The 25659-nt window shown below is 51.1% G+C and carries 19 protein-coding genes; 15 read left to right on the top strand and 4 right to left on the bottom strand.

Annotation, left to right across the window (positions count from 1 at the left end):
* Positions 1–71: 71 nt before the first annotated feature.
* The 5 genes from porU to MKO97_RS06655 all read left to right on the top strand — a co-directional run bounded on the left by porU (position 72) and on the right by MKO97_RS06655 (position 8442).
* Entirely contained in the window at positions 72–3902 is a 3831-nt protein-coding gene (porU, locus tag MKO97_RS06635) for a type IX secretion system sortase PorU (RefSeq protein WP_241105346.1), read from the top strand.
* Between the two features lie 39 nt (positions 3903–3941).
* Positions 3942–5120, top strand: coding sequence for a type IX secretion system outer membrane channel protein PorV (gene porV, locus MKO97_RS06640; RefSeq protein WP_241105348.1), 1179 nt, complete (start codon positions 3942–3944; stop codon positions 5118–5120).
* Positions 5121–5189: 69 nt separating this feature from the next.
* A complete protein-coding gene (gene cdd, locus MKO97_RS06645) occupies positions 5190–5672 on the top strand; it encodes a cytidine deaminase (RefSeq protein WP_241105349.1) in 483 nt (160 codons plus the stop codon).
* 133 nt (positions 5673–5805) lie between these two features.
* On the top strand, positions 5806–6804 hold the full coding sequence (gene pdhA / locus MKO97_RS06650) for a pyruvate dehydrogenase (acetyl-transferring) E1 component subunit alpha (protein WP_241105350.1): 999 nt from the start codon (positions 5806–5808) through the stop codon (positions 6802–6804).
* A 3-nt stretch (positions 6805–6807) separates the two neighbouring features.
* The gene (locus tag MKO97_RS06655) at positions 6808–8442 is read left to right on the top strand and encodes a 2-oxo acid dehydrogenase subunit E2 (protein ID WP_241105352.1); all 1635 of its coding nucleotides are present in this window, start codon (positions 6808–6810) and stop codon (positions 8440–8442) included.
* Between the two features lie 49 nt (positions 8443–8491).
* Here MKO97_RS06655 and MKO97_RS06660 read toward each other — a convergent pair whose 3' ends face one another.
* Together MKO97_RS06660 and MKO97_RS06665 are read right to left on the bottom strand one after the other, a co-directional pair.
* Positions 8492–9253: a LytTR family DNA-binding domain-containing protein gene (locus tag MKO97_RS06660; protein WP_241105353.1), complete on the bottom strand. Its 762-nt coding sequence runs from the start codon at positions 9251–9253 to the stop codon at positions 8492–8494.
* Positions 9254–12166, bottom strand: a complete 2913-nt coding sequence (locus MKO97_RS06665; protein WP_241105354.1) for a histidine kinase — start codon at positions 12164–12166, stop codon at positions 9254–9256. It lies immediately after the preceding gene.
* 173 nt (positions 12167–12339) lie between these two features.
* Here MKO97_RS06665 and MKO97_RS06670 point away from each other — a divergent pair, with 173 nt between their 5' ends.
* The 6 genes from MKO97_RS06670 (at position 12340) to MKO97_RS06695 (ending at position 19129) form a co-directional block, all read left to right on the top strand.
* Positions 12340–12669, top strand: coding sequence for a hypothetical protein (locus tag MKO97_RS06670; RefSeq protein ID WP_241105355.1), 330 nt, complete (start codon positions 12340–12342; stop codon positions 12667–12669).
* Positions 12670–12690: 21 nt separating this feature from the next.
* A complete protein-coding gene (locus MKO97_RS06675; RefSeq protein ID WP_241105357.1) occupies positions 12691–13386 on the top strand; it encodes a LipL32 family surface lipoprotein in 696 nt (231 codons plus the stop codon).
* Positions 13387–13509: 123 nt separating this feature from the next.
* Positions 13510–14184, top strand: a complete 675-nt coding sequence (locus MKO97_RS06680) for an SDR family oxidoreductase (RefSeq protein WP_241105358.1) — start codon at positions 13510–13512, stop codon at positions 14182–14184.
* A complete protein-coding gene (locus MKO97_RS06685; RefSeq protein WP_241105360.1) occupies positions 14181–14786 on the top strand; it encodes a SprT-like domain-containing protein in 606 nt (201 codons plus the stop codon). Before MKO97_RS06680 ends, MKO97_RS06685 begins: the two co-directional genes overlap by 4 nt.
* Before the next feature lie 64 nt (positions 14787–14850).
* Positions 14851–15915, top strand: a complete 1065-nt coding sequence (locus MKO97_RS06690) for a mannose-1-phosphate guanylyltransferase (protein ID WP_241105361.1) — start codon at positions 14851–14853, stop codon at positions 15913–15915.
* A 31-nt stretch (positions 15916–15946) separates the two neighbouring features.
* The gene (locus MKO97_RS06695; RefSeq protein WP_241105363.1) at positions 15947–19129 is read left to right on the top strand and encodes a gliding motility-associated C-terminal domain-containing protein; all 3183 of its coding nucleotides are present in this window, start codon (positions 15947–15949) and stop codon (positions 19127–19129) included.
* Here the strand turns inward: MKO97_RS06695 and MKO97_RS06700 are convergent, their stop codons facing one another.
* Entirely contained in the window at positions 19130–19909 is a 780-nt protein-coding gene (locus MKO97_RS06700) for an ABC transporter ATP-binding protein (RefSeq protein ID WP_241105364.1), read from the bottom strand.
* On the bottom strand, positions 19906–20655 hold the full coding sequence (locus MKO97_RS06705) for an ABC transporter permease (protein ID WP_241105366.1): 750 nt from the start codon (positions 20653–20655) through the stop codon (positions 19906–19908). The genes MKO97_RS06700 and MKO97_RS06705 overlap by 4 nt, the downstream gene beginning before the upstream one ends.
* A gap of 165 nt (positions 20656–20820) precedes the next feature.
* Between MKO97_RS06705 and MKO97_RS06710 the strand changes: the two genes are divergently transcribed.
* The 4 genes from MKO97_RS06710 to MKO97_RS06725 all read left to right on the top strand — a co-directional run bounded on the left by MKO97_RS06710 (position 20821) and on the right by MKO97_RS06725 (position 25629).
* A complete protein-coding gene (locus MKO97_RS06710) occupies positions 20821–21963 on the top strand; it encodes a 5-(carboxyamino)imidazole ribonucleotide synthase (protein ID WP_241105367.1) in 1143 nt (380 codons plus the stop codon).
* A 27-nt stretch (positions 21964–21990) separates the two neighbouring features.
* Complete coding sequence (purE, locus tag MKO97_RS06715; RefSeq protein WP_241105369.1) at positions 21991–22479, top strand: 5-(carboxyamino)imidazole ribonucleotide mutase; 489 nt, start codon at positions 21991–21993, stop codon at positions 22477–22479.
* 233 nt (positions 22480–22712) lie between these two features.
* Positions 22713–24743, top strand: a complete 2031-nt coding sequence (locus MKO97_RS06720; protein ID WP_241105370.1) for a M3 family metallopeptidase — start codon at positions 22713–22715, stop codon at positions 24741–24743.
* 382 nt (positions 24744–25125) lie between these two features.
* Positions 25126–25629 carry a GbsR/MarR family transcriptional regulator gene (locus MKO97_RS06725; RefSeq protein ID WP_241105371.1) on the top strand — a complete coding sequence of 168 codons (504 nt, stop codon included), beginning with the start codon at positions 25126–25128 and terminating at the stop codon, positions 25627–25629.
* Positions 25630–25659 lie beyond the last annotated feature (30 nt).

Here is a 25659-nt window from a genome sequence, read left to right on the forward strand (position 1 = left end):
TCAAATGCCGTTTTCAAATGAATTATTTTTACGCCTGTAATAAAAGTACACACGCTGCGTTACGTACTCTGATGAAGAAATTACTGTTACATTGCCTTCTGTTCTTTTGCGTCGTGTCGAATGCCCAGATAAAAGGAAGCCAGGTAGTGCAGTGGAAAGCCATTGCGCCGTCCGGGCCGGGCGAGACCGCGCTTCGTTTGCCGCAGTTCCAGGCCCAGCACATGATCGTCGACGGACGCACGCTCCGGTTCGGCTTGTCGGTGCCGGTGCGCCAGGCGGTGAACGAGTCGTCATTGCGCCTTACCGAGGTTGATTTCGAAACCATCGGACGCGAAGCACTGGGTGATCTCGACCCCGCCGCGCTGCCCACAGACTGGAGCGCAACGCTGACGAATTCAAATGCGCGGGGCGTCATGACCGCTGTGTTGGTAGTAACACCTATTATAAAAGACGCCGCCGGATTCAAGAGGCTCCGTTCGTTTTCATATGAAGCGTCCGCCGCACCCCCTGTTTTTTCGACTGCCCGCGATCGTTTCACTCCCGGCAACTCCGTGTTGGCATCGGGTGACTGGTACCGTTTCTACGTAGAGAAGTCCGGTGTTTATCGCATTTCGAAGAGTTTCCTTCAGTCATTAGGGATGAAATTGGGATCCGTCAACCCCCAAAATATCAAGATTTATGGAAACGGTGGGCGTATGTTGCCACTCAGTAATGCCGTCGACTATCCCGTCGATCTGACCGAAAATGCCATCTATGTGAAAGGTGGAGAGGACGGCTCTTTCGATAGTGAAGACTACATTGTATTTTATGCGGAAGGAACCGACAACTGGAGTCAGGAGAACCTTTCCCACAATAACCTTTACTCGGACAAGTCCTATTATTATGTCACGATTTCCGGAGGCGCAGGCAAACGCATCCAACCTATGCCCGACCTTTCCGGTTCGACCGAACCCATAACCACCATCTCGGAGGTAGACGATTACCATTTCCATGAAGTCGACAAGACTAATATTGCCCGAATGGGACGCCGTTGGTTCGGGGAGGATTTTGCCATCGATAACGAACAGTCATTTGATTTCGAACTGCCCGATTTCGTGCCCGGAAGCCAGGTAAATGTGAGTGTTACCGCTGCTGCGGCGGCGTTCACCAACACCTCTTTCTCGATCAAGGCTAATGGCTCTGACATCGGTTTGATATCGCTATTGTCTCTTAATACGATCGGCACGGAAGCGGCAGATGGAGTATTGAACGCAAATTTTCCCGCTGCCGCTGATGTAGAAATCGCGGTCGCCTACGATAATAATGGGGTGCCCGGCTCGAAAGCCTACCTCGATTACATCATCCTTCGATCAAAACGGCAACTGAAAGGCAACGGCAAACAATTCCGGTTCCGGTATAACGCCGCGGCAACGACCGACGGTATCGGGCAGTACCAGGTCGCCAATGCCACGTCGATTTCGGAGGTGTGGGACGTAACCGATATTTTCAATGTGACAACGGCTGTCAACAATGGACAGGCGTCTTTTTCGTTTCTGGCGCCCCTCGGGGAAGTGCGTGAATATATTGCCGTTTGCCCACAGGATTACCTTTCACCGAAAAAAGAAAGCCAGTCAAAGGTGGTCAACCAAAATCTGAAAGGGACTATCTTCCAGGATAACGGTGCATTTCGCGATATCGATTATCTGATCATCACACCCAAAGTATTCGCAACCGAGGCCGAGCGTCTGGCTGCCTTCCACCGCACCTATTCCGGACTCAATGTCAAAGTGGTGAACGTTGAATCGATCTACCCGGAATTTTCATCCGGGAAGCAGGATATCGGCGCTATTCGCAATTTCATCCGCTACGTCTACAAGAACGCTTCATCCGATGCCAAACGCGTGCGGTATGTCAACCTTTTTGGCGACGCATCCTTCGACTTTAAAAACCGCATTCCGAACAACACGAATTTTATACCTATCTACACGGCCACAAGCTCCTTTTCGCTTTCTTCTACCTATATCTCGGATGACTTTTTTGTGCTGATGGATGACAACGAGGGAACCATGAATGCCACCAATTCCCGCGGACTCGATATCGCTGTAGGACGGATGCCGGTCGACGATCTGGCGAAGGCGCGTGAAATGGTAGATAAAGTCCTGGAATACCACGATGCCAAATCGTATGGACGTTGGCGGAACAACTTCGTTTTGATTTCCGATGACGTTGATGAAGATTGGGAAGCAACCCTCGAGTTTGGACTGGATGAACTGGGCGACGAAATCCATAGCCAGAAACCGTTTGTCAACATTCAGAAGATACACGCGGATTCGTATGTTCAGGAGAGCTCGTCGGGGGGAGAGCGCTATCCCGGCGTGTACCGCGATTTTATTGAATCGCTTAATCAGGGAGCCCTGGTGTTCAATTACTTCGGCCACGGCGGTGAGGAGGGGTTGGCCTCGGAACGCATTTTTGACAAGGCCTCTATTACAGAGCTGACCAACCGTTACAAGTATCCACTTTTCGTAACGATTACCTGCGAGTTTACCCGCTTCGATAACCCGTTCCGACCGACCGCGGGAGAAGAATTGTTTTGGAAGAACCAATCCGGCGCTATAGCCCTTGTGACGACCACACGGCAAATATCACCTACAACCGGACAGGCGATAAACGAAGCATTTTCGTCAAACCTGTATGGCTACGGCACTAACGATCTCGACTCGATAGCAGAAGCGTTACGGCGCTCGAAGTCTAATTACGGAGGCGTCTCGTTGATGGTGTTCTTTATCGGCGACCCGGCGTTGCATTTGGCCATCCCGAAGCCAAGTATTGTCCTGACACAGGTGAATGACGCCCCCATTGCCGGTCCTGTCGACGACTTCAAGGCGCTCAGTCCGATGAAGGTATCCGGCGAAGTCCGCGACGAAACGGGCACTACCTTGCTTTCGGATTACAACGGAGAGCTGGCTCTCACAGTGTATGATAAGTCCCTGCAGAGCACCACTATCGGAAACGACGGCACCACTAACGGTTCCGGGTTGATTCTGTTGCCATTTACGAACATTGGTGAAACGCTATTTCGCGGTAATGCCACGGTCACCGGTGGAAAGTTCGACGTGCGGTTTGTAGTGCCGCGCGACATCCGAATCCCGGTCGACAAGGGCCGTATCAGTTTCTACGCCAAGAAAACCGGTCAGTTGATGGACCAGACGGGCTATAACATCGACATCAACGTGGGCGGTATCAACACCAATGCTACAAGTGATATAACTGGGCCCACCGTGCGTTTGTATATGAACGACGAGAGCTTCGTCAACGGCGGTATCACCAACACGTCACCGATTTTGCTGGCGATCCTGGAGGATGCCAACGGTATCAATACGGTAAGTGGTATTGGCCATGACATCGTAGGCATACTCGACGGGGATGAAGCGAATCCGTACATCATGAATCAGTACTACGAAGCCGAAGCCGATAACTATGCAAAAGGCAGGGTTCGTTTCCCGTTCAAGGATCTCGAGCCCGGATTACATACCCTTACGTTCAAGGCCTGGGATGTATACAATAATCCCGTGACAGCGGAAATTCAATTCGTGGTGGTAGGAGAGGAGATCCTTGCATTGAAGAATGTATTGAACTATCCGAATCCCTTCGTCGACTATACGGAATTCTGGTTTACCCACAACCGGCCTTTTGAACCATTGGAGGTGCAGGTGCAGGTGATGACCGTAACCGGAAAGGTCGTCTGGACCCGAAACCAGACCGTTGTAACCGACGGATTTTTGTCGCGTGACATCAAATGGGACGGCCGTGACGACTTCGGCGACCGCATCGGAAAAGGCGTCTATGTCTATAAATTAACGGTGCGATCGACCACCTCGGGCAAGCAATCCGAAAAGTTCGAGAAACTTGTAATCCTCTGATAAAGTACTATATTTGTTCCACTAACGTTCTAGATTCGAATGAAAAAAATTGCTAGTTTATTGATCTTCCTCGCTGCAGCACAGCACATTAGTGCGCAGGCAGACAGCAGGGTGATCACCACCGGCGTACCTTTCCTGCTGGTTGCGGCCGACGCTCGTTCGGCGGGTTTGGCCGATCAGGGGGTAGCCACTTCTCCGGATGTTTTCTCACAACAATACAACCCTGCCAAGTACGCTTTTTCATTGGATAAGCAAGGCTTTTCCGTAAGCTACACGCCGTATCTGACCGATTTGGTGAACGGAATCGCATTAGGGCAGGTGACCTACTACAACCGCTTCGGCGCGGAAGGACGGAGTGCCTTCGCGGCGAGTCTGCGGTATTTCGGACTTGGGGACATCGAACTCACGGAAGGACCCGATTCGCCTGTTCGAGTGGTATCACCGAGCGAATTCGCACTTGATGGGTCGTATGCCCTAAAGCTCAGTGACCGCTTCTCGATGTCGGTTGCCGGACGCTACATCCGCTCGAATCTCCGTATACCGGATGGTATCAGTGATGCGTCAGCTGCGACTTCTTTCGCCGTAGACATTGCCGGTTACTACCAGTCGGAGGAGCAAGCCTACACCGACTTCAACGGACGGTGGCGGGCTGGTTTCAATTTCCAGAACATGGGTCCGAAAATTAGCTATGATTCCGACGACATCAGTACCAACTTCCTACCGGCGAACATGCGATTGGGCGGGGGCTTCGATTTCATCTTCGACGAATACAATAAAGTAGGTGTTGGAATCGAGTTCACGAAGTTACTCGTACCGACACCTCCCAAGACGACCGATATGGACGGCGATGGGGACATCGATGATACCGACGTGCAGGCTGCCTATGACGATTATCGTAAAATCGGATGGGTGGAAGGGATTTTCAAATCCTTTGGTGACGCACCGGATGGCATAAGCGAAGAACTTAAAGAGGTCACCTACTCGCTCGGAGCGGAGTATCTCTATCAGGATTCGTTCGCTTTCCGTCTTGGCTACTTCAATGAAAATAAAGATAAAGGGGCACGTAAGTTCTTCTCACTTGGAGCAGGTTTCAAATACAATGTCGTTAAAATCGACGTGTCGTATCTCTTCTCGGCATCAAAAGTGCGCAACCCGCTCGAGAATACACTTCGTTTTTCCCTTACGTTCAACTTTGGAGAGAAATACGACGAATACTAGAAAAACCAAAACCGATAGCAAGGTCCAAATTCCAGCAATGGGGTTTGGATTTTTTTTCCTTACTACATCATGAAACACATTGACGTTACCGCACGTTTCGACGTATACGACTCTATCGGCGAGACACCGGTCGATATCCAGAACCTTATGGCCCGTGCCGTGGAAGCCCGAAGGGGAGCTTATGCGCCCTATTCGAATTTCCGCGTCGGTGTAGCGCTGTTGTTGGATAATGGCCAGGTATTGATTGGATCGAACCAGGAGAATGCCGCCTATCCGTCAGGACTCTGTGCCGAGCGGGTCGCCGTGTTCCAATCAGGGGCCGTGTATCCGGATGCGCGCATCCTTAAAATGGCGATCACCGCCGCCTCCGATCACAATCCGACGACTGAGCCGATTCCGCCTTGCGGGGCCTGCCGGCAGTCGATTGCGGAATACGAATTGCGTCATGGGCAGGATATCGAAATCTGGTTTATGGGTGAGACGGGTGTGGTATGTAAATCGGCCTCCCTCAAAAACCTGTTGCCGTTTACCTTTGACCGGAATTTCCTCTGAAAAAAGCCAATCCTAAATTTTCCTCCTATAAGTTAATGTCTTATTTTTGCAATCCGATCTGTCGGAGGCGCAAATTCGTGTGAGGCAACTGGTTTGCAGCCCATAAAATCGAACAAAAAAGTAACGAAGCGAAATGAAAGAAGTAACTAAAGAAGTCTACCTGAAATGGTATGAAGACATGCTGCTGTGGCGGAAGTTCGAAGACAAGCTGGCGGCCCTCTACATCCAACAGAAAGTCAGGGGCTTTCTTCACCTCTACAACGGGCAGGAAGCCGTCCTCGCCGGAGCCTTGCACGCAATGGACCTTTCCAAAGACAAGATGATCACCGCCTACCGGAACCACGTTCAGCCCATCGGAATGGGAGTGGATCCGCGTCGCGTCATGGCCGAGTTGCTCGGTAAAGTGACCGGAACATCAAAAGGAATGGGTGGATCCATGCACATTTTCTCAAAAGAACACGGCTTTTATGGCGGTCACGGAATCGTAGGGGCACAGATCCCTGTCGGTGCCGGTATCGCGTTTGCCGATAAATATTTCGGACGCGACGGCGTTACCCTTACCTATTTCGGTGATGGCGCTGCACGTCAGGGTTCCCTGCACGAAGCCTTCAATATGGCGATGCTGTGGAAACTGCCGGTGGTTTTTATCGTTGAGAACAACGGGTATGCCATGGGAACGTCTGTTGAGCGTACTGCCAATCACACAGACGTCTGGAAGCTCGGTTTGGGCTATGAAATGCCTTGCGGACCAGTAGACGGTATGAACCCGGTAAAAGTAGCCGAGGCTATGCACGAAGCCATCGACCGCGCCCGCCGTGGAGATGGTCCGACCTTCCTCGAAATGAAAACATACCGCTACCGAGGACACTCGATGTCGGATGCACAATTGTACCGCACGAAGGAAGAGGTAGAGGAATACAAAAAAATCGACCCCATCACGCAGGTACTCGACGTCATCCGTGAGAACAAATATGCTACGGAAGCCGAAATCGAAGCCATCGACGAGCGTGTGAAAGACCTCGTAGAGGAATGTGCGACGTTTGCGGAAGAATCCGAGTTCCCGCCGATCCAGCAGTTATATGATGTTGTGTACGAACAGGAAAATTATCCATTCATCCCTCATAAACTCTAAGCAATGGCGACAAAAATTACAATGCCGCGACTGAGCGACACCATGACCGAAGGAACGGTGGCGACCTGGCTGAAAAAAGTAGGGGATAAAGTAAACGAAGGTGATATCCTGGCCGAGATCGAGACCGACAAAGCGACGATGGAGTTTGAGTCGTTCAACGCCGGAACACTCCTGCACATCGGCGTACAGGAAGGTGAAACGGCCCCGGTTGATGCGCTTTTGGCCATCATCGGTAAGGAAGGCGAAGATATATCCGGCCTGCTGAACGGAAGTGCCCCTGCTGCTGCCGCTCCGGCACCGGCTGCCGAGAGTGCTCCTGCGACGGAAGCGCCGGCTGCGGCTCCCGCTCCGGCCAGTACGGAACTCCCTAAGGGTGTAAAGATTGTAACCATGCCTCGTTTGAGCGATACCATGACCGATGGTACGGTGGCCACGTGGCTTAAGAAAATTGGAGATAAAGTAAACGAAGGCGATATCCTGGCGGAAATCGAAACCGATAAGGCTACGATGGAGTTCGAATCGTTCAATGCCGGTACGCTGTTGTACATCGGCGTACAGGAGGGTGAAACCGCGCCGGTTGACTCGGTATTGGCGATCATCGGACCAGAAGGAACCGACGTTGCCGGTATCGCTGCCTCGTATGGCAAAGGCGGTGCTGTCGCATCGGCTCCGGCAGCCACTACGGAAGCGCCTGCTGCTGCATCTGCGACCACTACCGAAACGCATGTCGCTGCAGACGGTCGTCGTGTGTTCATTTCGCCGCTGGCCCGTAAAATGGCAGAAGAAAAAGGAATCGACATTGCACAAATAAAAGGTACTGGCGAAAACGGTCGAATCGTGAAAAGCGATGTCGAGGCGTTCAAGCCGGGAAGCGTGACAGCGCCACCTGTTGCTGCTGCGCCTGCTCCGGCCGAAAAAGCAGCTCCGGCGGTTACGCCGTTTGTGCCTGCCGGTCAGGAATACGCAGAGGAAGTCAAGAACTCACAAATGCGCAAAACCATCGCCCGCCGCCTGAGCGAATCAAAGAATGGCGCGCCACATTACTACCTGACCATTGAGGTGGCAATGGACGAGGCGATGAAGTCACGTACTGTAATCAATAATGTGCCCGATACCAAAGTGTCATTCAATGATATGGTAATCAAGGCGTGTGCGATGGCGTTGAAGAAACATCCACAGGTCAATACCACCTGGAAAGACGACGTCACAATCGTGAACCACCATGTCCACATTGGCGTTGCGGTTGCGGTGGAAGACGGATTGCTCGTACCCGTATTGAAGTTCGCCGATCAAATGACGCTTTCGCAAATCGGGGGTGCCGTAAAAGATATGGCAGGTAAGGCACGCAACAAGAAATTGCAGCCAGCTGAAATGGAAGGAAGCACCTTCACCGTTTCGAATCTGGGTATGTTTGGTATCACGGAATTCACGTCGATCATCAACCAGCCTAATTCTGCGATTCTTTCAGTGGGTGCGATTATCGAGAAACCGGTCGTTCGCGACGGGCAGATCGTGGTCGGACATACCATGAAAGTAACGTTGGCGTGCGACCACCGCACGGTTGACGGTGCAACGGGAGCCCAGTTCCTGCAAACACTTCGGGTGTATCTGGAGAATCCGGTGACCATGTTGGCCTAATAGCATCCCATCCTATACAATAAATCCCGCTTTCTCAGCGGGATTTTTTTTAGAGGTTACGGAAGCCTTCCAGCGCGGTTAACAATTGCGCTTTTTTGCGCGACGAAACCGGAAGCGTCGTCTGGTCACTTAGCAATACGTAGCCGCCATCGCGGTTGATATAGCTGACGAGGTGATCCAGGTTGATGATGTGCGAATGGTGGATACGTTCGAAACCGGTTCCGCCAGAGGCAACGGGAAGCAGTTCTTCAAATTCCTTCAATGGCCGTGCGACCAATAACTTTTTTCCGTTGGTAAAATGGACGCAGGTGTAGTTACCCTCTGCGTTGCAACGCACAATCGACTGTAGTTCATATAGATGGATGCCTTGCGAGGTGTGCAGTGCGATGCGGCGGTTTTGTTGGGGAAGCGCCTGGTTCCGCAGGAAGTTTTCTATTTGCATACCCAGATCGGCTGATTTCTGGCTTTGCGCACGTGCCACGGCTTCTTTGAGTTCTGTGGCATCGATGGGCTTAAGGAGGTAGTCAAGTGCGCTGAACCGAATGGCCTTGATTGCGTATTGGCTGTAAGCAGTGGTGAAAATCACCTGTACCTTTTGACCTTTGCAGGCTTCCAGTATATCGAAACCGAGTCCATCAGTAAGTTGTATATCAAGAAACACCAACTCCGGTTGGGCGCTTGCCATGAGGGCAATGCCATCCTGTACGGTACCTGCCGTTCCGATAACAGACAGCTCCGGGCAGTGCTTGGCGATGTCGGCCTTGAGGGCAGATATGGCCTGTTGTTCGTCTTCGATGATAATAGTTCGCATCTACCAAATGGTTTTAAATGGGATAATAAGCGTAACAGTCGTGCCGGCGGCGTCACCGTTTTCGTGGTAACGGTCGGTAATTTTGAAGGTGGTTTCACCAGGTGTAACCGCCATGAGTTGGAGTCGCTCGCGCGTAATTTCGATCGCCTTTCCGTCATGGTCGCGGTGCCGGTTGCGAGTAGCAGAAGCGGCGCGGCCTATACCATCATCCTGGACGGTACACACCAGTTGATCACCGTCCCGACGAAAGGACACTTCGAGCAGGCCTTTGTTTTTTTTCGGCGCCAGACCGTGAATGATGGCATTTTCAATCAGGGGTTGCAGCAGCAGGGTCGGAATCGCCACTTCGTCCCGGTTGAGGTACGGATCTGAATGAATGTGATAGTCGAAGGCATCCGGGTACCGAATCAGTGCAAGGTCGATATAGAGCGTCAACATCTGTATCTCGGTGGCCAGCGAAATCTGTTGTTCCGCATTCTCCAACAGCAGACGTAACAAGCGTGAGAATTTGGTAATATAGGTCCCGGCCAAATCGTCATTTCGTTCTGAATAGTAGCCTTTTATCGTATTAAGGGCGTTGAAGATGAAATGCGGGTTCATTTGCATCAGCAGTACTTTCTGCTCTAGTTCCGCTGCTTTTTTCTCGAGTTGGGCGCGATCGCGTTCCCGCCGGATCCGGTCGCGCTCCGCGGTAAACTGAGCGTCCAATGCGCGCAAACGCCATTTCCATATTCCATACAGAACACCACTTATAACCAAAATACTGATGAGGATAAAGGGCCATCGAAGCCAGAACGGTTCCCGGACCGTAAAGTCAAAATGTTGGGGTGTACTTGACGTCCCCGATACGTTGATCGCGGCCACAGTGAACCGATAATGCCCTGGGGGAAGCGCTTTATAGCGAATGTCTGTTTCCCCACTGATCGTCCAGCCGCGGTCATACCCGTCGAGTTTGTAGCGGTATCGGATGTTTTTGCCCGATCGGAACGAAATACCTCCAAAAAAGATACGCACTTCGTTCTGGTCATACGGAAGTTCCGTTCCGTTTGCCAAAGGATGTGTATCGTTTACCATGACCTTGCGAATCGTGACCCGCGGCGGTATCGAGATCCCGCGTATATCGCGCGCCGCAATCGCCAGTAGTGCATCGTCGGTCGCTAAAAACAGTGTATCTCCCACGATCTCCGTGTCGTTTACGCGCGTTTGTGCGAGACCCAGGGCCCGGTTGAGGTTGGTAACAGTACATCTGCCGTTCTCAATAAATAATTGGTCGACGCCCGCATTGTGGCTGATAAAAACCGTATGGGGATGGATGCCCGGTTTTATTGCATAGATGCTGTTACTGCCGAGTCCACTTCTCCTGGTAAGCTCCTGCACCAATTTCTCGTTTCGATATACCAGCAGCCCTTTCGAGTCGGTGCCCGCCAACAGTATACTACCTTCCTGGTAAAGCGTCAGGATGGTAGTCGGACCGTCGGGTGTGGGTAGTGGATGTCGTTGTTTCGGATTATCCAGTGAAACCCGGTATACGCCTTTCTTGGTTCCAGCCCACACATACCGGTCATCGGCCATCAGGCTGTAGGTAGGAAAATGCAGGACCATGCTGGAATCCTCATCATGGATAATATGGTTGGAGAGGTTGTACATCGTGGTGCGATCGAGGGCTACCAGCGCCGCCAATCCAAGCCAGTTGCGTCCTTTTGCGTCAATATATAAGGCTTTTCCGCCGGGCATGTCGACATCCCGGATGCGTCCGTTATCGATAAAACGAAAGCCGGCACTTCCGATAATGGCGGTGAAATGATCCTTGTGATAAATCTGTGACACCACACTATTGGGAGACGGTGTCGGAATGCTGTTTTCGGTTAACGTCCCGTTGCGCCAACGATAGTAGTCACTCGAAAATCCGCCGGCCCATAATTCATCCCGGTAGTAAGAGAGGCAGTTGGCTACAATATCGCTGCCGTCCCTTTTTTTGATGGCCGTCATGTGCCGTGACGGAATCAGGAACACTCCGTCGTCAAGGGTCGTCACCCACATCGCATGTTCAAAATCCTCGGCAACCGATGACACGGCGTGGCCTTTCAGGAAATGGGAGAAGCGGGCACCTGTATCGCGTAATCTTCGTCGGAAGAGCCCGTTTCGTGTTCCCACCCAGAGGTCTTCTTTTGAATCAATATAAATGCTGATGATTTCATCGTGCTCCAGATCAAGGTCGGCAACAAGACGCTGTTCGCGCCCGTCAAAACTGTAAAGCCGGTCGCCGTCGGAGAAGTACATGCCATCACGCCAACGAAGGGTGCGGCAGATATGTTTTCGGAATTCGGGCGGGCGGAAGGTGAACCGCCGCTTTTGCTGTCGGTCAGTGATGCCGGTCCGGAAGAACAATAGGTTTTCGTTTTGGTAACGAAAAATATCCAGGACTTCAGAACGGGCTCCAGTCCTGTTTAAACGGCTTCCGGTTTTCGGATTGAAGAAGATGTAATAACGGTTGCGGTACAGGAAAAATACGTTGCCGTTCGAATCCCCGTTCACCTTGAGCATCATGGTCGGCTCGGGGGTGCGCATCAGGCGTTTGTCTCGTGCGTCATTGTAGAAACGACCGTTTTGGTAGTACGAGATACGGCCATTATAAGTAGAGAACCAAATCCGGCCGGCCGGATCCTGATAGCATCCGAACACTTCATTGTCGCCCAAACCGTCTTCGGTGCTGTAATGCTGGAAAGTCGCGCCGTCAAAGCGCAGTACACCAATATCGGTACCGAACCACATGTATCCGTCGCGGTCTTGCATAGCGCAATAGACATTGGTGGTGGGTAACCCATCCTTGCGGCCAAAATGTACAGCATACGGTTCCTGGGCCCAGGTGGCCATCGTCCATAATCCGAAAAGCGCAAGCAAAAGACGCCACATCCTACAAATGTAACCTTTTGCATTTTGCAACACGCGTCCTGTACCTACGCCAGATTTACCGACCCACGCAGTTATCTACCGGAAGGGCGCACCTGATAACTTTTTGCCCTCACTTATCCGATTTGCGTAGGGTAGGGCTGTTTACCGTTGTTTTTTTGTAAACATAAGCAACTATGGGAACATCCACACATCACACGCGCTATTACGGAGCCTACGTGGCATTTGGTGCCGCCAGTTGTTTGTTTATACTGGCTATGGTGTGTTTGTCAGATGGTTTTTCGAACTTCGATTGGGAACACATCCGACAAAACCGGCTTTTGGATGCCACTCCGGTACTCCGCTCCTTATTTGCCCGCTTGCCGAACCCAGGGTTGATGCTTTCCTACGCTTTATTCATCTGGCCTGCGTTTGCCCTGCGAAAAGGCGCGGCTTCGGATCGTTGGATCAGTGCCTGCTCGTTTCTCATGATCGTCATTATCCTGTTCCTATTTATAAAAAGCTAACCTTTAAAACACAAAAAACCAATGAAAAAACTGATGATTGCGGCTGCTGTAGCCGTTGCTTTTGCATCAACTGCCCACGCGCAGAAACTTGATAAATTTGGTGCCGACCTGGGCAAAAAGAGTGTGATGGGTAAAGACATCCGTGTGCCCTATACCGATCTTACCAGTTATTTTGGGTACATCAAGCCAGGTGCGGCCCCAGATGAAGTAAAGAATGGAAAAAAGATGTACTATGTCTATGTCTGGATTCCGATTGCAGCCCCGGAAATCGGGATTCGTATGATGTCGCCAGCACCGGAAGGGATGAAGCCAGGTGCGAAAGACTTCGTAACGGCTGATTTTACGGCAAATGCTGCCGATACCAAAAGCTTCTTCGACACCTGGATCACGTTCGAACGTGCCGAAGGTATCCTGAAACTGGAAGACGCAGCGGCAAAAGCCAAGACGGCTAAGTGGGTTTCGATCGAGTCGAATGACGATTCAGGCGATATGCCGGCACAACCATCCGGAAAAAAATACAACTCGCTGATGCGCATCACCAGCGATCCAAACAATCCGACCAAGTCACTTGTAATGGGACTCTATCGAATCGGTTTCACCACGTATAAAACAGGCGAGGTACAAGGCAGCTTCCTGGCACAATTAGGTGCGCCAATAAGCCTTCCGGGCGTAGCTGTAGCAGCCCGTCCTGAGGATTTGCTGGCAGCCAAAAGGTAAATGGAAAGGCCGTTCTTGCCGGCCCTTCCACCTATGTATTCGTTTTTGGAGGAATCCCGCTGTGAAACCGGCGGGATTTCTTATTTTTAGCCACTAGCGGCGAGCGAAAGCCGCAGTCACGTTATGAAGAAAATTGTGATTACCGGCACCAGCCGCGGCATCGGATATGAACTGGCCCTACGCTTTGCTGAAGCGGGTTGGGAAGTGCTGGCGTTATCCCGTCAAACCCCACGTGTTTTGATGGAGCATCCTTCCATCACCTGCCTGTCAGTTGACTTCGGAGCCGCTGATGCGTTCGAACGTGTTGCCGCCTTTTTGTCTGAATGGGGTCCTATCGACGCGGTAGTGCACAACGCCGGACGATTGGTCGCGCGACCCTTTGCCGAGCTGACCGCCGCCGATTTCCAGTCGGTCTATCAGGTCAACGTTTTTGCGGTGGCCGGATTAACGCAGGTATGTTTGCCGTATTTGACGAAAGGCAGTCATGTGGTTTCTATCAGCAGTATGGGTGGCGTGCAGGGAGCGGCGAAATTTCCCGGACTTGCCGCCTATTCCTCAAGTAAGGCCGCGCTGATCGGGCTGTCCGAGTTGCTGGCAGAGGAATACAAAGAAGCGGGCATAGCGTTCAACGTACTCGCCCTGGGTGCCGTGCAGACCGAAATGCTTGAAGAGGCCTTTCCGGGCTATAAAGCACCGGTGACCGCATCGCAGATGGCGGATTACATCTTTCGGTTCACCCTCGACGGCCATCATTTTCACAACGGCAAAATCCTGGAAGTATCGGTATCGACACCATGAGTGACGTGTTGCAGAAATACCTGCCGGAACATGCCGTCATGCCGGTGTTTGAGTTGATCCGTACAAAAGGCGTGCACCTGCGGATCGTAAACGAACGGCAAACCCGTCACGGCGACTACCGACACTCTCCTTCTGGGAAACATGAGATCACGGTGAATGCAAACCTGAACCGGTATCGTTTCCTGATCACGCTCATTCATGAAATCGCACATCTGGTCGCGTTTGAAACATTTGGCCGTGGCATAAAGCCTCACGGAATAGAATGGAAGATGACCTTCCAACGGCTGATGGCGCCCTTCATCCGTCCGGAAATCTTTCCCGCCTCCGTACTTCCTTTGGTCGCCCGGCATTTCCGAAATCCGACGGCCAGTAGTGACACCGACCCCCATCTTTCCCGGGCACTGAAGTCGTTTGATGAACAGACGGATGATCGCTGTTATGTGTCGGAAGTGCCGAACGGACATTTGTTCCGAATCAAGGGCGGGCGCGTATTCCGTAAAATCGGCCTGCGCGTAAAACGCTACCAATGTGTGGAATTGACGACGGGCCGCGTTTTCCTTTTTAATGCAAACGCAGAAGTCGAAATGGTGCCAGGCGATTGATTTCACTTTTCTTTGGCGCCGCAACTCATATTCTTTTACTATTTTTAGTGTAGAAATACATCCAATGAACCAAAATTACTACGCCGTTCTGATGGCAGGCGGTGTCGGCTCACGCTTTTGGCCGGTCAGCACACAAGATTATCCCAAACAGTTCCATGACATGCTGGGCGCAGGGCAAACACTTATTCAAAAGACGTTTTCACGCCTTTCACGTCTTATCCCCGCAGAGAATATCCTTATCCTTACCAACGAACGTTACAACGATTTGGTACTGGAACAATTGCCGCAGGTAAAGCCGGAACAGGTGTTGTTGGAACCTGCCATGCGCAACACGGCTCCGTGTATTTTGTATGCGGCCCTTAAAATCCAGAAGCAAAACCCGGATGCGGTAATGGTAGTAGCACCGAGCGACCACTGGATCGAAGACGAAGCAGCGTTTGTTTCCAATCTCGAAACCTGTTTTCAGTTCTGTGCATCGCACAACGCCTTGATGACCCTGGGTATACAACCCACATTTCCCAATACCGGTTTTGGGTACATCGAGTTTGATGAGGAAGACCGTCAGCCTGTCAAGAGGGTGCGGCAGTTTCGGGAAAAACCCGACTATGAGACGGCAAAGTCTTTCCTTGAATCCGGGAACTTCTTGTGGAACGGTGGTATCTTTATCTGGAGCGCCGCCGCTATCACAGACGCCTTTGCGCAGTTTCAACCCGAAATGGACCAGCTTTTCCGCAGGGGCTTGCCGGTTTACAACACGCCCGACGAAGGTGCGTTTATTCAGGGAGAATATGCCTCGGCTGCAAATATCTCGATCGATTATGCCGTGATGGAGAAAGCAGAGAATGTGTATGTATTGCCCGCTTCCTTCGATTGGAATGATCTGGGGACCTGGGGTTCCCTACACGAGAAACTGCCGAAAGACGCGGAGAACAATGCCGTGGTGAACGCAACGGTCATACTCGAGAACGCGCATAATAACATTATTCGTGCGGAGGGTAAAAAGATGGTTATAATAGACGGATTGGATGACTTTATTATTGTGGACCGTGAGGAAGTATTATTAATATATCCGAAGTCCAAAGAGCAAGATATAAAACGGATTATGTCAATGGCAGACAAAACGATTTAATTTGTATTTTTACAGGGAAAGCAAGAGTCTCTTGGTACCTAGAATCCTCAAACTATCGGTATTCTTTTATCTTCTGTTAACTACGGTTGTGTCGGCCCAGTTGACCGATTTTTCTTTATCGCTAAGCAAAGTAGATGAGATCTGCCCGGGCAATGGAAGTATCACGTTTACGGTTGCCGGGGCCACCCCGGGGTCCACTTTTTTGTATTTCATCTATAAACTTCCCGATGAAACCAATCCCCTGGCGTTAATCGATGAAACAACGTACGAGGGCCTCACAGCAGGGATGTACAAGGTGGTGGCCGTTCAGTCGCTGGGGGTACAGACCAACTCACAGACGGCCTATATAACTATCGACCCTGTATACCAGCCTCTCATTTTTGCAGTCACCGGCTCGATTGCACCCTGTTCTACGGTTGGTTCTATCACCATTACAGGACTTCAAGGGGCGATCGCGACATATGAAATCACATCCGGACCTGTCATTCCTCCTCCGCAAAGCACGGGCTTTTTTCCTAACTTACCCCAAGGTGCCTACTCGGTAAAAGTTAGTGATGTGTGCGGGTTCGCTGCCACAATGGATTATTCATTGCTTCCACCCACCACTTCGCTTACGATTGCGCAGGCGGCACCTAATAATGCCTCATGTACCACCCAGATACTGTCGGGCTCTTTTGTCGCAACCGGGGCGCAGTCGATTGCAGCACCCATCCAGATGACCTGTGTGATACACCCTCCGTCGGGTGGGCCGGATATCGTATTAACACAAACATTCACTACCAATATGTACTCTTTCTCAGTACCCTTTTTTCCGTCGGAAACCTACACCTATGATTTGACGGCTGTCAACTCCTGTGGGAATACGGCCCAGGTTATGGGTGCTGTGGCAATGACGGATATTGCGCCTGAAGTAAATGGCTCTCCCCTTTTATGTTTGGAACAACTGACATTTTCCGGCGCCACGGCGGTACAACTTGTTTCAGCTCCGCCCGATTATACTGGTCCGGTTCCGTTTACCATTCCCCCAGGTTCTCAGAATAGCTTTACGCTTGGGAACATTGTTGGCGGTGAATATGGTTTTCAGGCAATAGACATTTGTGGAGGTCTTCACGCCCTTTCGTATATATCGGAACCACCTGTCCTTACACCACCGGTTATCGATACCTATCCCGGCTGTGGTGAGGAAGAAGGTGGCATCCGTATTTTGGCGAATGTCTCGAGTGGATCGCTTGTCAGCGCAGTAATTACGTCAGCTCCGGCTACCTTTTCGGGTCCTTTCGACGTCGCCAGCGCGATCGTGAACGGCTCTCTGTACCTGGGCGACTTACCTAAAGGGCCTTATTCCTTCCATGTTACCACGTTATGTGGTGGCGACTTTGATCTGTCTGTCAACGTCAATGGCGTTACGATAACGAATCTGGTATATGAAGTACAACAGGGGTGCGGCACGTTCGACTTGTTTTTGTCGGCCACCGTTTCAGCCCCTAACTTCAATATTTTTTATATCCAAAAGTACAATCCTGTATCGGGTTTGTGGACGCATCCTTTCACGAACGTTCCCCAACAACCCGGACAGTCACTGGGTGCGGTCAATGCCTATGGATTGAACAACGGCGGTATCACACCGAACTTTTTTGTAAATGCTACATATCGTATCCTAAATCAAGGACTCACATGGCAAACAGGCAATTCGTCGCTCAAACTTTGCTGGAAACCGATTGCTGAATTCACAGTAGGAGGTTTTATACCCTCCATCAGTGCCTTCGTTTTTGGTTGTAATGACGGTCAGTCGGATGTTTTGGTGAACTTCAACGGCATTCCACCCTATTCCTATCGCATTATTTTGAAGGATAATTTGCCGTTTATTGTGGATAATGGCGATTCGCCAGTGTTTACGAACCTGACGACCGGGCTTTACACCTTCGAGGTAACTGACGCCTGCGGTAACGTATACAATACGACCATCAATACCGTCGATGGCTTTGGCCTGCCGATTTCGGGTATTACGGGCTGCGAAAACACTCCAGGAAGTCTGGCTGTCCCGTATTTCGACTTTTTCGAATACAAATGGTGGAAAGGGGATGATGAGAGCAACGTCATTGGCACGAATAGCGTGCTTGCCTTTCCCTCATTATCGCCCGGTGACATAGGTGTTTATCACGTACGGGTCACGTATCTCTCCAACAGCAGTTCGTGCATCAACTTTGTGGCGACTTACAACTTGTCTGATGTTCCCCGTTTGCCAAAGGCTGGCGTTGGGAAATCAATCGAATCCTGTTCGTCGGTGGGCGCAATTGACCTTTTTACCCTGCTGGACCCGCCTTTCGACAATGGAGGAACATGGACGGCCCTGACGTCGGGTGATGTCGTCAGCGGAAGTACGTGGACGGCTGATTCTGCATCGTCTATCGGAAATCATGCCTTCCAATATACCGTACTCAATGGTTGCGGCACCGTCAATGCCGTAGCGAACGTGATGCTGCTTGACGCTCCTGAAACGCCGGTCGCTTCGGCCCTTCCTACGGCATGTGAAGGATCCGACCTTCAGTTATTCTCGACCACTGTATCGGGTGCCGAATATGTGTGGCGGGGTCCGAACGGTTTTGAGTCATCAGAAAAAGACCCTGTCATACCGAATGTGTCACCCGACGCATCGGGCACCTATACGCTGAGTGCCCGTACTACCGCATGTGAATCCGGAATCTCCGAAGTGGCGGTTATGGTGACCCCGCTGCCGCGATTTACGGTTAATGGCGTGTGCGAAGGGGCGCGGTTCCGACTGAGTGCGGTGCCAGAATCACCCGACATGGGACCTCTGTCCTATACATGGTCAGGCCCGAATGGTTACGTGGGCGACGGCGATTCTATTATTGCGCCGCAAAAAGGGAGTTACACGATTGTTTCGTCTGATATAAATGGCTGCAGTTTCGCACGAGATTTTGAAGTAGCAAGTATTGTGTGCGAGATCCCGCAAGGTATTTCACCTAACGGCGATGGGAAAAATGATTCATTTGACCTGTCGGGACTGGACGTGAAAAAGTTAGAGATATTGAACCGGTACGGTACTGTGGTTTTTGACAAGTTGCATTATCTCAACGAATGGCACGGGCAAGACAAATGCGGAAATCCGCTTCCGACAGCGACCTATTTTTATTATATCGAACTCGAAAACGGCACTGGCAAAGCAGGTTGGGTCTACCTGACCCGAAATTAATCAGAGGCTTTCGCCGAAATCTTCCTTCCGCTGTGCCTTGCGGATTTTTTTGAACAGGTTGGAGGAATACACAAAGTCGACCACTGCTTCGTTGTCGGTTCTGAAGATGTCTTTTTTGGTTCCTTCCCAAGCCAATACACCATTCTTCAAAAAGACGATTTTCTCACCGATCTCCATTACCGAGTTCATATCGTGTGTATTGATGACGGTCGTGATGTTATACTCCTGTGTGATTTCCTGGATGAGGTTGTCAATGACAATGGCGGTTTTAGGATCGAGTCCGGAATTCGGTTCGTCGCAAAACAAATACTTTGGATTGTTTACGATAGCCCGTGCAATCGCCACCCGTTTCTGCATCCCTCCGGATATTTCCGACGGCTTTTTATGGTTCGCCTCGAGAAGGTTGACCCGTTTCAATACGACGTCCACACGCTCCCGTATTTCTGCTGCGGTTTTATTGGTAAACATCGTCAGCGGAAACCCCACGTTTTGTTCTACCGTCATACTGTCGAACAACGCACTTCCCTGAAAAACCATCCCGATTTCGGTGCGGAGTTCCCGTCGCTCGTCGTCGGTCATGTCAGAGTACACCCGGCCATCATAGGATATGGTTCCCGAATCGGGCGTGTGGATACCCAGCAGGCTTTTCAATAGAACGGTTTTGCCCGAGCCACTCTGTCCGATGATCAGATTGGTCTTGCCGGTTTCAAAGACCGTCGAGATGCCTTTGAGCACCTTGCTGTCGCCAAACGACTTTTCTACGTTTTTGACTTCTATCATTTGCTCAGGAGGACTTGCGTCAGGATGTAATTCGACAAAATGATGACGACCGACGTCCATACAAATGACGTGGTACTGGCCTTTCCTACTTCAAGGGCGCCTCCCTTCATATAATAACCGTGGAACGAAGGGATGGTAGCCAACAGCATCGCGAATACCAATGTCTTGATGAATGCATACGTCACGTGGAAGGGTGTGAACTCGGTTTGCAACCCCTGGATGAACTCCGAACTACTCGTAAAACCGCCATAAACCGCCCCAAGCCATCCGCCTACGATGCCCAGGAACATGCTGAGCATGATGACAAACGGGTAGAGTGTAAGCGCCACAATTTTCGGGAAAACCAGGTAGTTCAGTGAATTGACACCCATTACTTCAAGGGCATCAATCTGCTCGGTCACCCGCATGGTGCCAATGCTGGATGTGATAAAAGAGCCGACTTTACCCGCCATGATGATCGAAATGAAGGTAGGGGCAAATTCCAGAATCACCGACTGTCGCGTGGCGAAACCGATCAACATCTTTGGAATAAGCGGATTGGTCAGGTTAAGCGCCGTCTGGATGGCAACAACCCCACCGACGAAGAAGGAGATAAACGCAACGATGCCGAGAGAATCAAAGACCAGATCGTCTATTTCCTTAAAAATCAGCTGTCGCATCGCTGACCATTTGGTGGGTTTTCGAAATACTTCCTGTATCATCAGGAAGTACTTGCCGGTCTGTGAAAGGATGCGGATAATGAACATTCGGGAAAAATAAGTGCTAAAATACGAATAAAGCCCCGAACCGATGTTACGTCTTTCATTTTTACGGATGCTTCAGTTGAGGGGTTGGCTTTCCAATTTCCGTACTTTCCGACTATCTTTGTGCACCGGGCCTTTGGTCGTACGGTAAGACGTAACACAACTACTATGAACTATTTTTCCTCCGGGTTTACACTGGGGATCCTGGGCGGTGGCCAATTGGGCAAAATGCTGCTGGCCGACACCCGCAAATTCGACATCCGGACACACGTATTGGACCCGGCCGGCGATGCACCCGGGCGTATCGCCTGCGATCATTTTGTGCAGGGCAGCCTGATGGACTTCGACACGGTTTATGAATTTGGTAAACAGGTAGACGTCCTGACCATCGAAATCGAACTCGTCAACCTCGAGGCACTGGAACGATTGGAGCAGGAGGGAACTATCGTATATCCTTCTTCTGCTACCTTGCGCCTTATCCAGGACAAAGGCACCCAAAAAGATTTCTATGCGGCCCACGGAATACCCACTGCACCCTATCGTAGGTTCGATTCTTTGGAGGAGCTTCGTGCCGCTGCGGTGGATTTTCCGTTTGTATGGAAAAGCGCCCGTTTCGGATACGACGGCAACGGCGTGAAGATCGTTCGTTCGCAGGCCGATTTGGTGTCGCTGCCGGATGTGCCCTGTATTATGGAAGAAATGGTGCCGTTCAAAAACGAACTGGCGGTCATCGTAGCGCGCAGTGCCAAGGGCGAGATACTAACTTATCCGGTTGTAGAGATGGAATTCCACCCCGAAGCCAATCAGGTGGAATATGTTCTGTGCCCGGCCCGTATCCCAGACAACATTGCTCAAAAAGCCCGTGCGATTGCACTGGAGGTCTCGGAAAAGTTCGCGCATGTGGGCTTGTTAGCCGTTGAGATGTTCCAGACAGAAGACGATGCTATCCTCGTGAATGAGGTGGCGCCGCGGCCCCATAACTCCGGTCACTATAGCATCGAAGCCAGTTATACCTCCCAGTTTGAAAACCACCTGCGCGCGGTCTTAGGACTGCCGTTGGGCGACACCGAAAGCAAGGTCGCCGGTGTAATGGTCAATTTGGTAGGGGCAGAGGGCCACAGCGGAAAGGTAGTGTATGAAAATATCGAAGAAATACTCGGAATGCCGGGAGTGACGCCCCATATCTACGGGAAAAAAGAAACCCGGCCTTTCCGAAAAATGGGACATGTGACCATCGTTGCGCACGACATCAACCAAGCCCGCGAAATGGCAGCGAATGTAAAGCGCACCATACGCGTGGTCAGCCAATAAAACTACAAACTTCAAGCAACCCAACCTATGAAAGTAGCCATCGTAATGGGATCACAATCGGACCTGCCCGTCATGCAGGAAGCCATCGACATGCTGGTTCAGTTCGGAGTCGAGACCGAAACCGACATCGTGTCGGCGCACCGCACACCCGAAAAACTCGTTGATTTCGCTACCCACGCCCACGAACGCGGCATTTCGGTTATCATCGCCGGGGCTGGGGGCGCCGCGCATCTGCCTGGGATGGTGGCGTCGATGTCGCCTTTGCCAGTGATTGGTGTGCCCGTTAAATCGAGTAATTCCATCGATGGCTGGGACAGCATCTTATCAATCCTCCAAATGCCGGGCGGCGTGCCCGTTGCGACCGTGGCATTGAACGGTGGTAAAAACGCGGGGATACTCGCGGCCCAAATCCTGGGAAGCCAAAATGCAGCGATACAACAACGCATCATCGACTATAAACTTCAGTTGAAACAGGCTGTGTTAGACGCATCCGACTCCCTAAAAAAACGCGGATAGCCGTTGGCATAAAAAGAAAAAGGCTTCCGCGCCCAAGCGGAAGCCCAAAAATCTTAAAAAGTGTTCCGGGACCTAATCAGTACATGTTTTTGTTTGGGGCAAAAAGAGTGCAGGCGGTACCGGAACGATGTACAAAAAGTTGAAACCTCGGTAAAAGTACAAATAAAATCGACAAAATACACTATTTGAACGTATTTAACAAATGGATGCATTTTTGTTATATTCCATAAATCATGAATTCCCTCACAGTTCCTTTTAATACGCGCCACGACAGCGCCCCGTTTTCATCGATTGCAACCCCTGATTTCAAACCGTTGATCGAAGCGGCCCTCGAAGAAGCACGCGCGGAAATCGCTGCGATTCGCAACCATACGGCCGCGCCCGATTTTTCAAACACCATTGAGACCCTTGAGTTCTCGGGGCAGAAACTCGACCGTATCACCTCGATTTTCTTTAACCTCAATTCGGCAGAGACCAACGACGAGATGCAGCAGATCGCGCAGGAGGTATCACCACTGTTAACAGCCTTCAGCAACGATATATCGCTTGACGAAACGCTGTTTGCCCGTGTACGTGCCGTATATGAGCAGCGGGCTAACCTGGCACTTAATGCAGAACAGTCGATGTTATTGGAGAAGAAGTTCAAATCGTTTGCCCGAAATGGCGCACTTCTGCCTGAAGAGAAAAAACAACAGTTACGCACTATCGATACCGAATTGGCGAAATTGAAGCTTACCTATGGGGAAAACGTCCTGGCGGAAACCCATGATTATATCCTCCATATTACAAAGCGCGAGGATTTGGCGGGACTTCCGGAAGGTGCCATCGAAGCAGCGGCCGCAGAAGCTACTGCGCGCCAACTTGAAGGATGGGTGTTCACACTTGACTTTCCCAGTTACCTGCCCTTCGTAACCTATGCTGAAAACCGGGACTTGCGCAAAGAACTGACGCTCGCGGCCGGTCGAAAAGCCTTTAGGGGCAACGCGCACGACAACCGTGACAATGTCAAGCGCATCGCAACGCTACGCCATGAACGGGCGGTTTTGCTGGGCTATGAAAGCCATGCACATTTTGTATTAGAGGAACGGATGGCACAGACGCCCGCAGCGGTAAAGGCCTTTCTAAACGATTTGCTCGAAAAGGCAAAGCCAGCCGCCCAACGCGAGTTTGCCGAACTCGAAGCGTTTGCAAAATCGAAAGACGGATTGGATCGCCTCGAAAAATGGGACGGCCCGTTTTACGCCGAGAAACTGAAACAGCAACGTTTCAACCTTGACGATGAGGTGCTGAAGCCCTACTTCCAATTGGAGGATGTAGTAGACGGTGCCTTCACGGTGGCCGGTCGCTTGTTCGGTATCCGGTTTGAAGAAGTGTTCGACGTCGATACCTACCATGAAGAAGTGCGGACATTTGAAGTGCGCGATGCCGACGATTCGTTCCTCGCACTCTTCTACGCCGATTTCTTTCCCCGTAAAGGAAAGCGGAATGGTGCCTGGATGACGTCGTTCAAACCACAATTCCGTAAGGAAGGTCGGGAGGAGCGCCCCCATGTGTCGATCGTTTGCAATTTCACGCGCCCCACCGATACGAAGCCGTCGTTGTTGACCTTTAACGAGGTGACGACGCTGTTCCACGAGTTCGGTCACGCGTTGCATGGTATGTTGGCGAACACGACCTATCCGTCGCTTTCGGGCACATCGGTGTATTGGGATTTTGTGGAGCTGCCGAGCCAGGTGATGGAAAATTGGTGTTACGAACCCGAAGCACTTGCCCTGTTCGCCCGTCATTACGAAACCGCAGAGGTGATTCCGCAGGAATATGTCGACCGAATCAGGGAAAGTGCGGCCTTTTTGGAAGGGATGGCCACCCTCCGGCAATTGAGTTTCGGATTGCTCGACATGGCCTACCACAGTGCCGACCCATCCGGCATTACGGATGTGAAAGCGTTTGAGAAACAGGCATTCGAATCGACGGCGCTGTATCCAGATGTGGAAGAAAATTGTATGAGCGTCGCCTTTTCCCATATTTTCCAGGGGGGCTATTCATCGGGATATTATAGTTATAAATGGGCGGAAGTGCTTGACGCCGATGCCTTCGCGTACTTTCAGGAAACCGGTATCTTCAATACGGAAACCGCTGCCAAATTCCGTGAGCATGTGCTGTCGAAAGGCGGAACCGAACATCCGATGACGCTCTACAAACGCTTCCGCGGACAAGAACCGAAGCCGGATGCGTTGCTGCGGAGGGCGGGGTTGGTTGATTAGCGAATGGGACAATTAGCCAATTAGATAATTAGAAAATTAGATAATGGTTGGACTGTGGTGGAATTGCGGTTGGTAATTAGCGAATGAGGCGATTAGCGAATGAGAAAATTAGATAATTAGCTAATGAGAGAATTGGATGGTGGGAAAGCATGCGCACTTTCGACTTTTGACTTTTGACTTTCGACTCCGGTTTTCGCGTTAGCGGTTGCAGCGGCAGCCCGCAGCCCCGCAGCCTGCGGAGGGGCGAGGACTATAGCGGAAGACGCGGCCCGACGCCTGTACAAAAGAGCCTTTAACCACAAAACCTTCCGGCGGAGGGAAACGCTCAAAAATAAATTTCAAATATTTTTGAAAGTTTCAAAATAACGTGTACCTTTGAAACATGGAATTCAAACAGGCAAAAGATCGATTCGTGCAGAGTTGGGGCGCCCTCGGGTCGCAATGGGGTATCAACAAGACCATGGCCCAGTTGCATGCGTTGTTGATGATTTCACCCGATGCGCTGTCGATGGAGGAACTGATGGATGAACTCCACATTTCAAGGGGCAACGCCAGCATGAACCTGCGGGCCCTGATCGAGTGGGGGATTGTCTATAAGGAATACAAACCAGGCGAACGCCGCGAGTATTTCAGGGCCGAGAAAGACCTCGACGAATTGGCGGTAAAGATTGCCCGTGAACGCAGTAAGCGTGAAATCAAGCCAGCACTAAAAGTGTTGAAAGATGTGTCGTCGATAGAAACCGGTTCACATCCGGAAGCACGGCATTTCGTCGACCAGACGAGCAAACTGTATGATTTCGTGCTGCGGGCCGATAACATGTTGGATAAGATCACGGAGTTGAAAGACAATTGGTTAGCCGGACTCTTGTTGAAAATGATGAAATAGTGAAAGCGGGTGGAAAACACCCGTTTTTTT

Origin of the sequence: Flavobacterium sp. HJ-32-4 (assembly GCF_022532105.1) — a bacterium.
In the GTDB taxonomy this organism is placed as follows: Bacteria; Bacteroidota; Bacteroidia; order Flavobacteriales; family Flavobacteriaceae; genus Flavobacterium.

Bases quoted from the DNA above. Each gene is read 5' to 3' on its own strand.
- porU (WP_241105346.1), top strand. From the start codon at position 72: ATGAAGAAATTACTGTTACATTGCCTTCTGTTCTTTTGCGTCGTGTCG.
- MKO97_RS06720 (WP_241105370.1), top strand. From the start codon at position 22,713: ATGAATTCCCTCACAGTTCCTTTTAATACGCGCCACGACAGCGCCCCG.
- MKO97_RS06685 (WP_241105360.1), top strand. From the start codon at position 14,181: ATGAGTGACGTGTTGCAGAAATACCTGCCGGAACATGCCGTCATGCCG.
- purE (WP_241105369.1), top strand. From the start codon at position 21,991: ATGAAAGTAGCCATCGTAATGGGATCACAATCGGACCTGCCCGTCATG.
- MKO97_RS06660 (WP_241105353.1), bottom strand. From the start codon at position 9,253: ATGCGAACTATTATCATCGAAGACGAACAACAGGCCATATCTGCCCTC.
- MKO97_RS06725 (WP_241105371.1), top strand. From the start codon at position 25,126: ATGGAATTCAAACAGGCAAAAGATCGATTCGTGCAGAGTTGGGGCGCC.
- MKO97_RS06690 (WP_241105361.1), top strand. From the start codon at position 14,851: ATGAACCAAAATTACTACGCCGTTCTGATGGCAGGCGGTGTCGGCTCA.
- MKO97_RS06700 (WP_241105364.1), bottom strand. From the start codon at position 19,909: ATGATAGAAGTCAAAAACGTAGAAAAGTCGTTTGGCGACAGCAAGGTG.
- MKO97_RS06670 (WP_241105355.1), top strand. From the start codon at position 12,340: ATGGGAACATCCACACATCACACGCGCTATTACGGAGCCTACGTGGCA.
- MKO97_RS06655 (WP_241105352.1), top strand. From the start codon at position 6,808: ATGGCGACAAAAATTACAATGCCGCGACTGAGCGACACCATGACCGAA.
- MKO97_RS06675 (WP_241105357.1), top strand. From the start codon at position 12,691: ATGAAAAAACTGATGATTGCGGCTGCTGTAGCCGTTGCTTTTGCATCA.
- MKO97_RS06710 (WP_241105367.1), top strand. From the start codon at position 20,821: ATGAACTATTTTTCCTCCGGGTTTACACTGGGGATCCTGGGCGGTGGC.
- MKO97_RS06665 (WP_241105354.1), bottom strand. From the start codon at position 12,166: ATGTGGCGTCTTTTGCTTGCGCTTTTCGGATTATGGACGATGGCCACC.
- pdhA (WP_241105350.1), top strand. From the start codon at position 5,806: ATGAAAGAAGTAACTAAAGAAGTCTACCTGAAATGGTATGAAGACATG.
- porV (WP_241105348.1), top strand. From the start codon at position 3,942: ATGAAAAAAATTGCTAGTTTATTGATCTTCCTCGCTGCAGCACAGCAC.
- cdd (WP_241105349.1), top strand. From the start codon at position 5,190: ATGAAACACATTGACGTTACCGCACGTTTCGACGTATACGACTCTATC.
- MKO97_RS06680 (WP_241105358.1), top strand. From the start codon at position 13,510: ATGAAGAAAATTGTGATTACCGGCACCAGCCGCGGCATCGGATATGAA.
- MKO97_RS06705 (WP_241105366.1), bottom strand. From the start codon at position 20,655: ATGTTCATTATCCGCATCCTTTCACAGACCGGCAAGTACTTCCTGATG.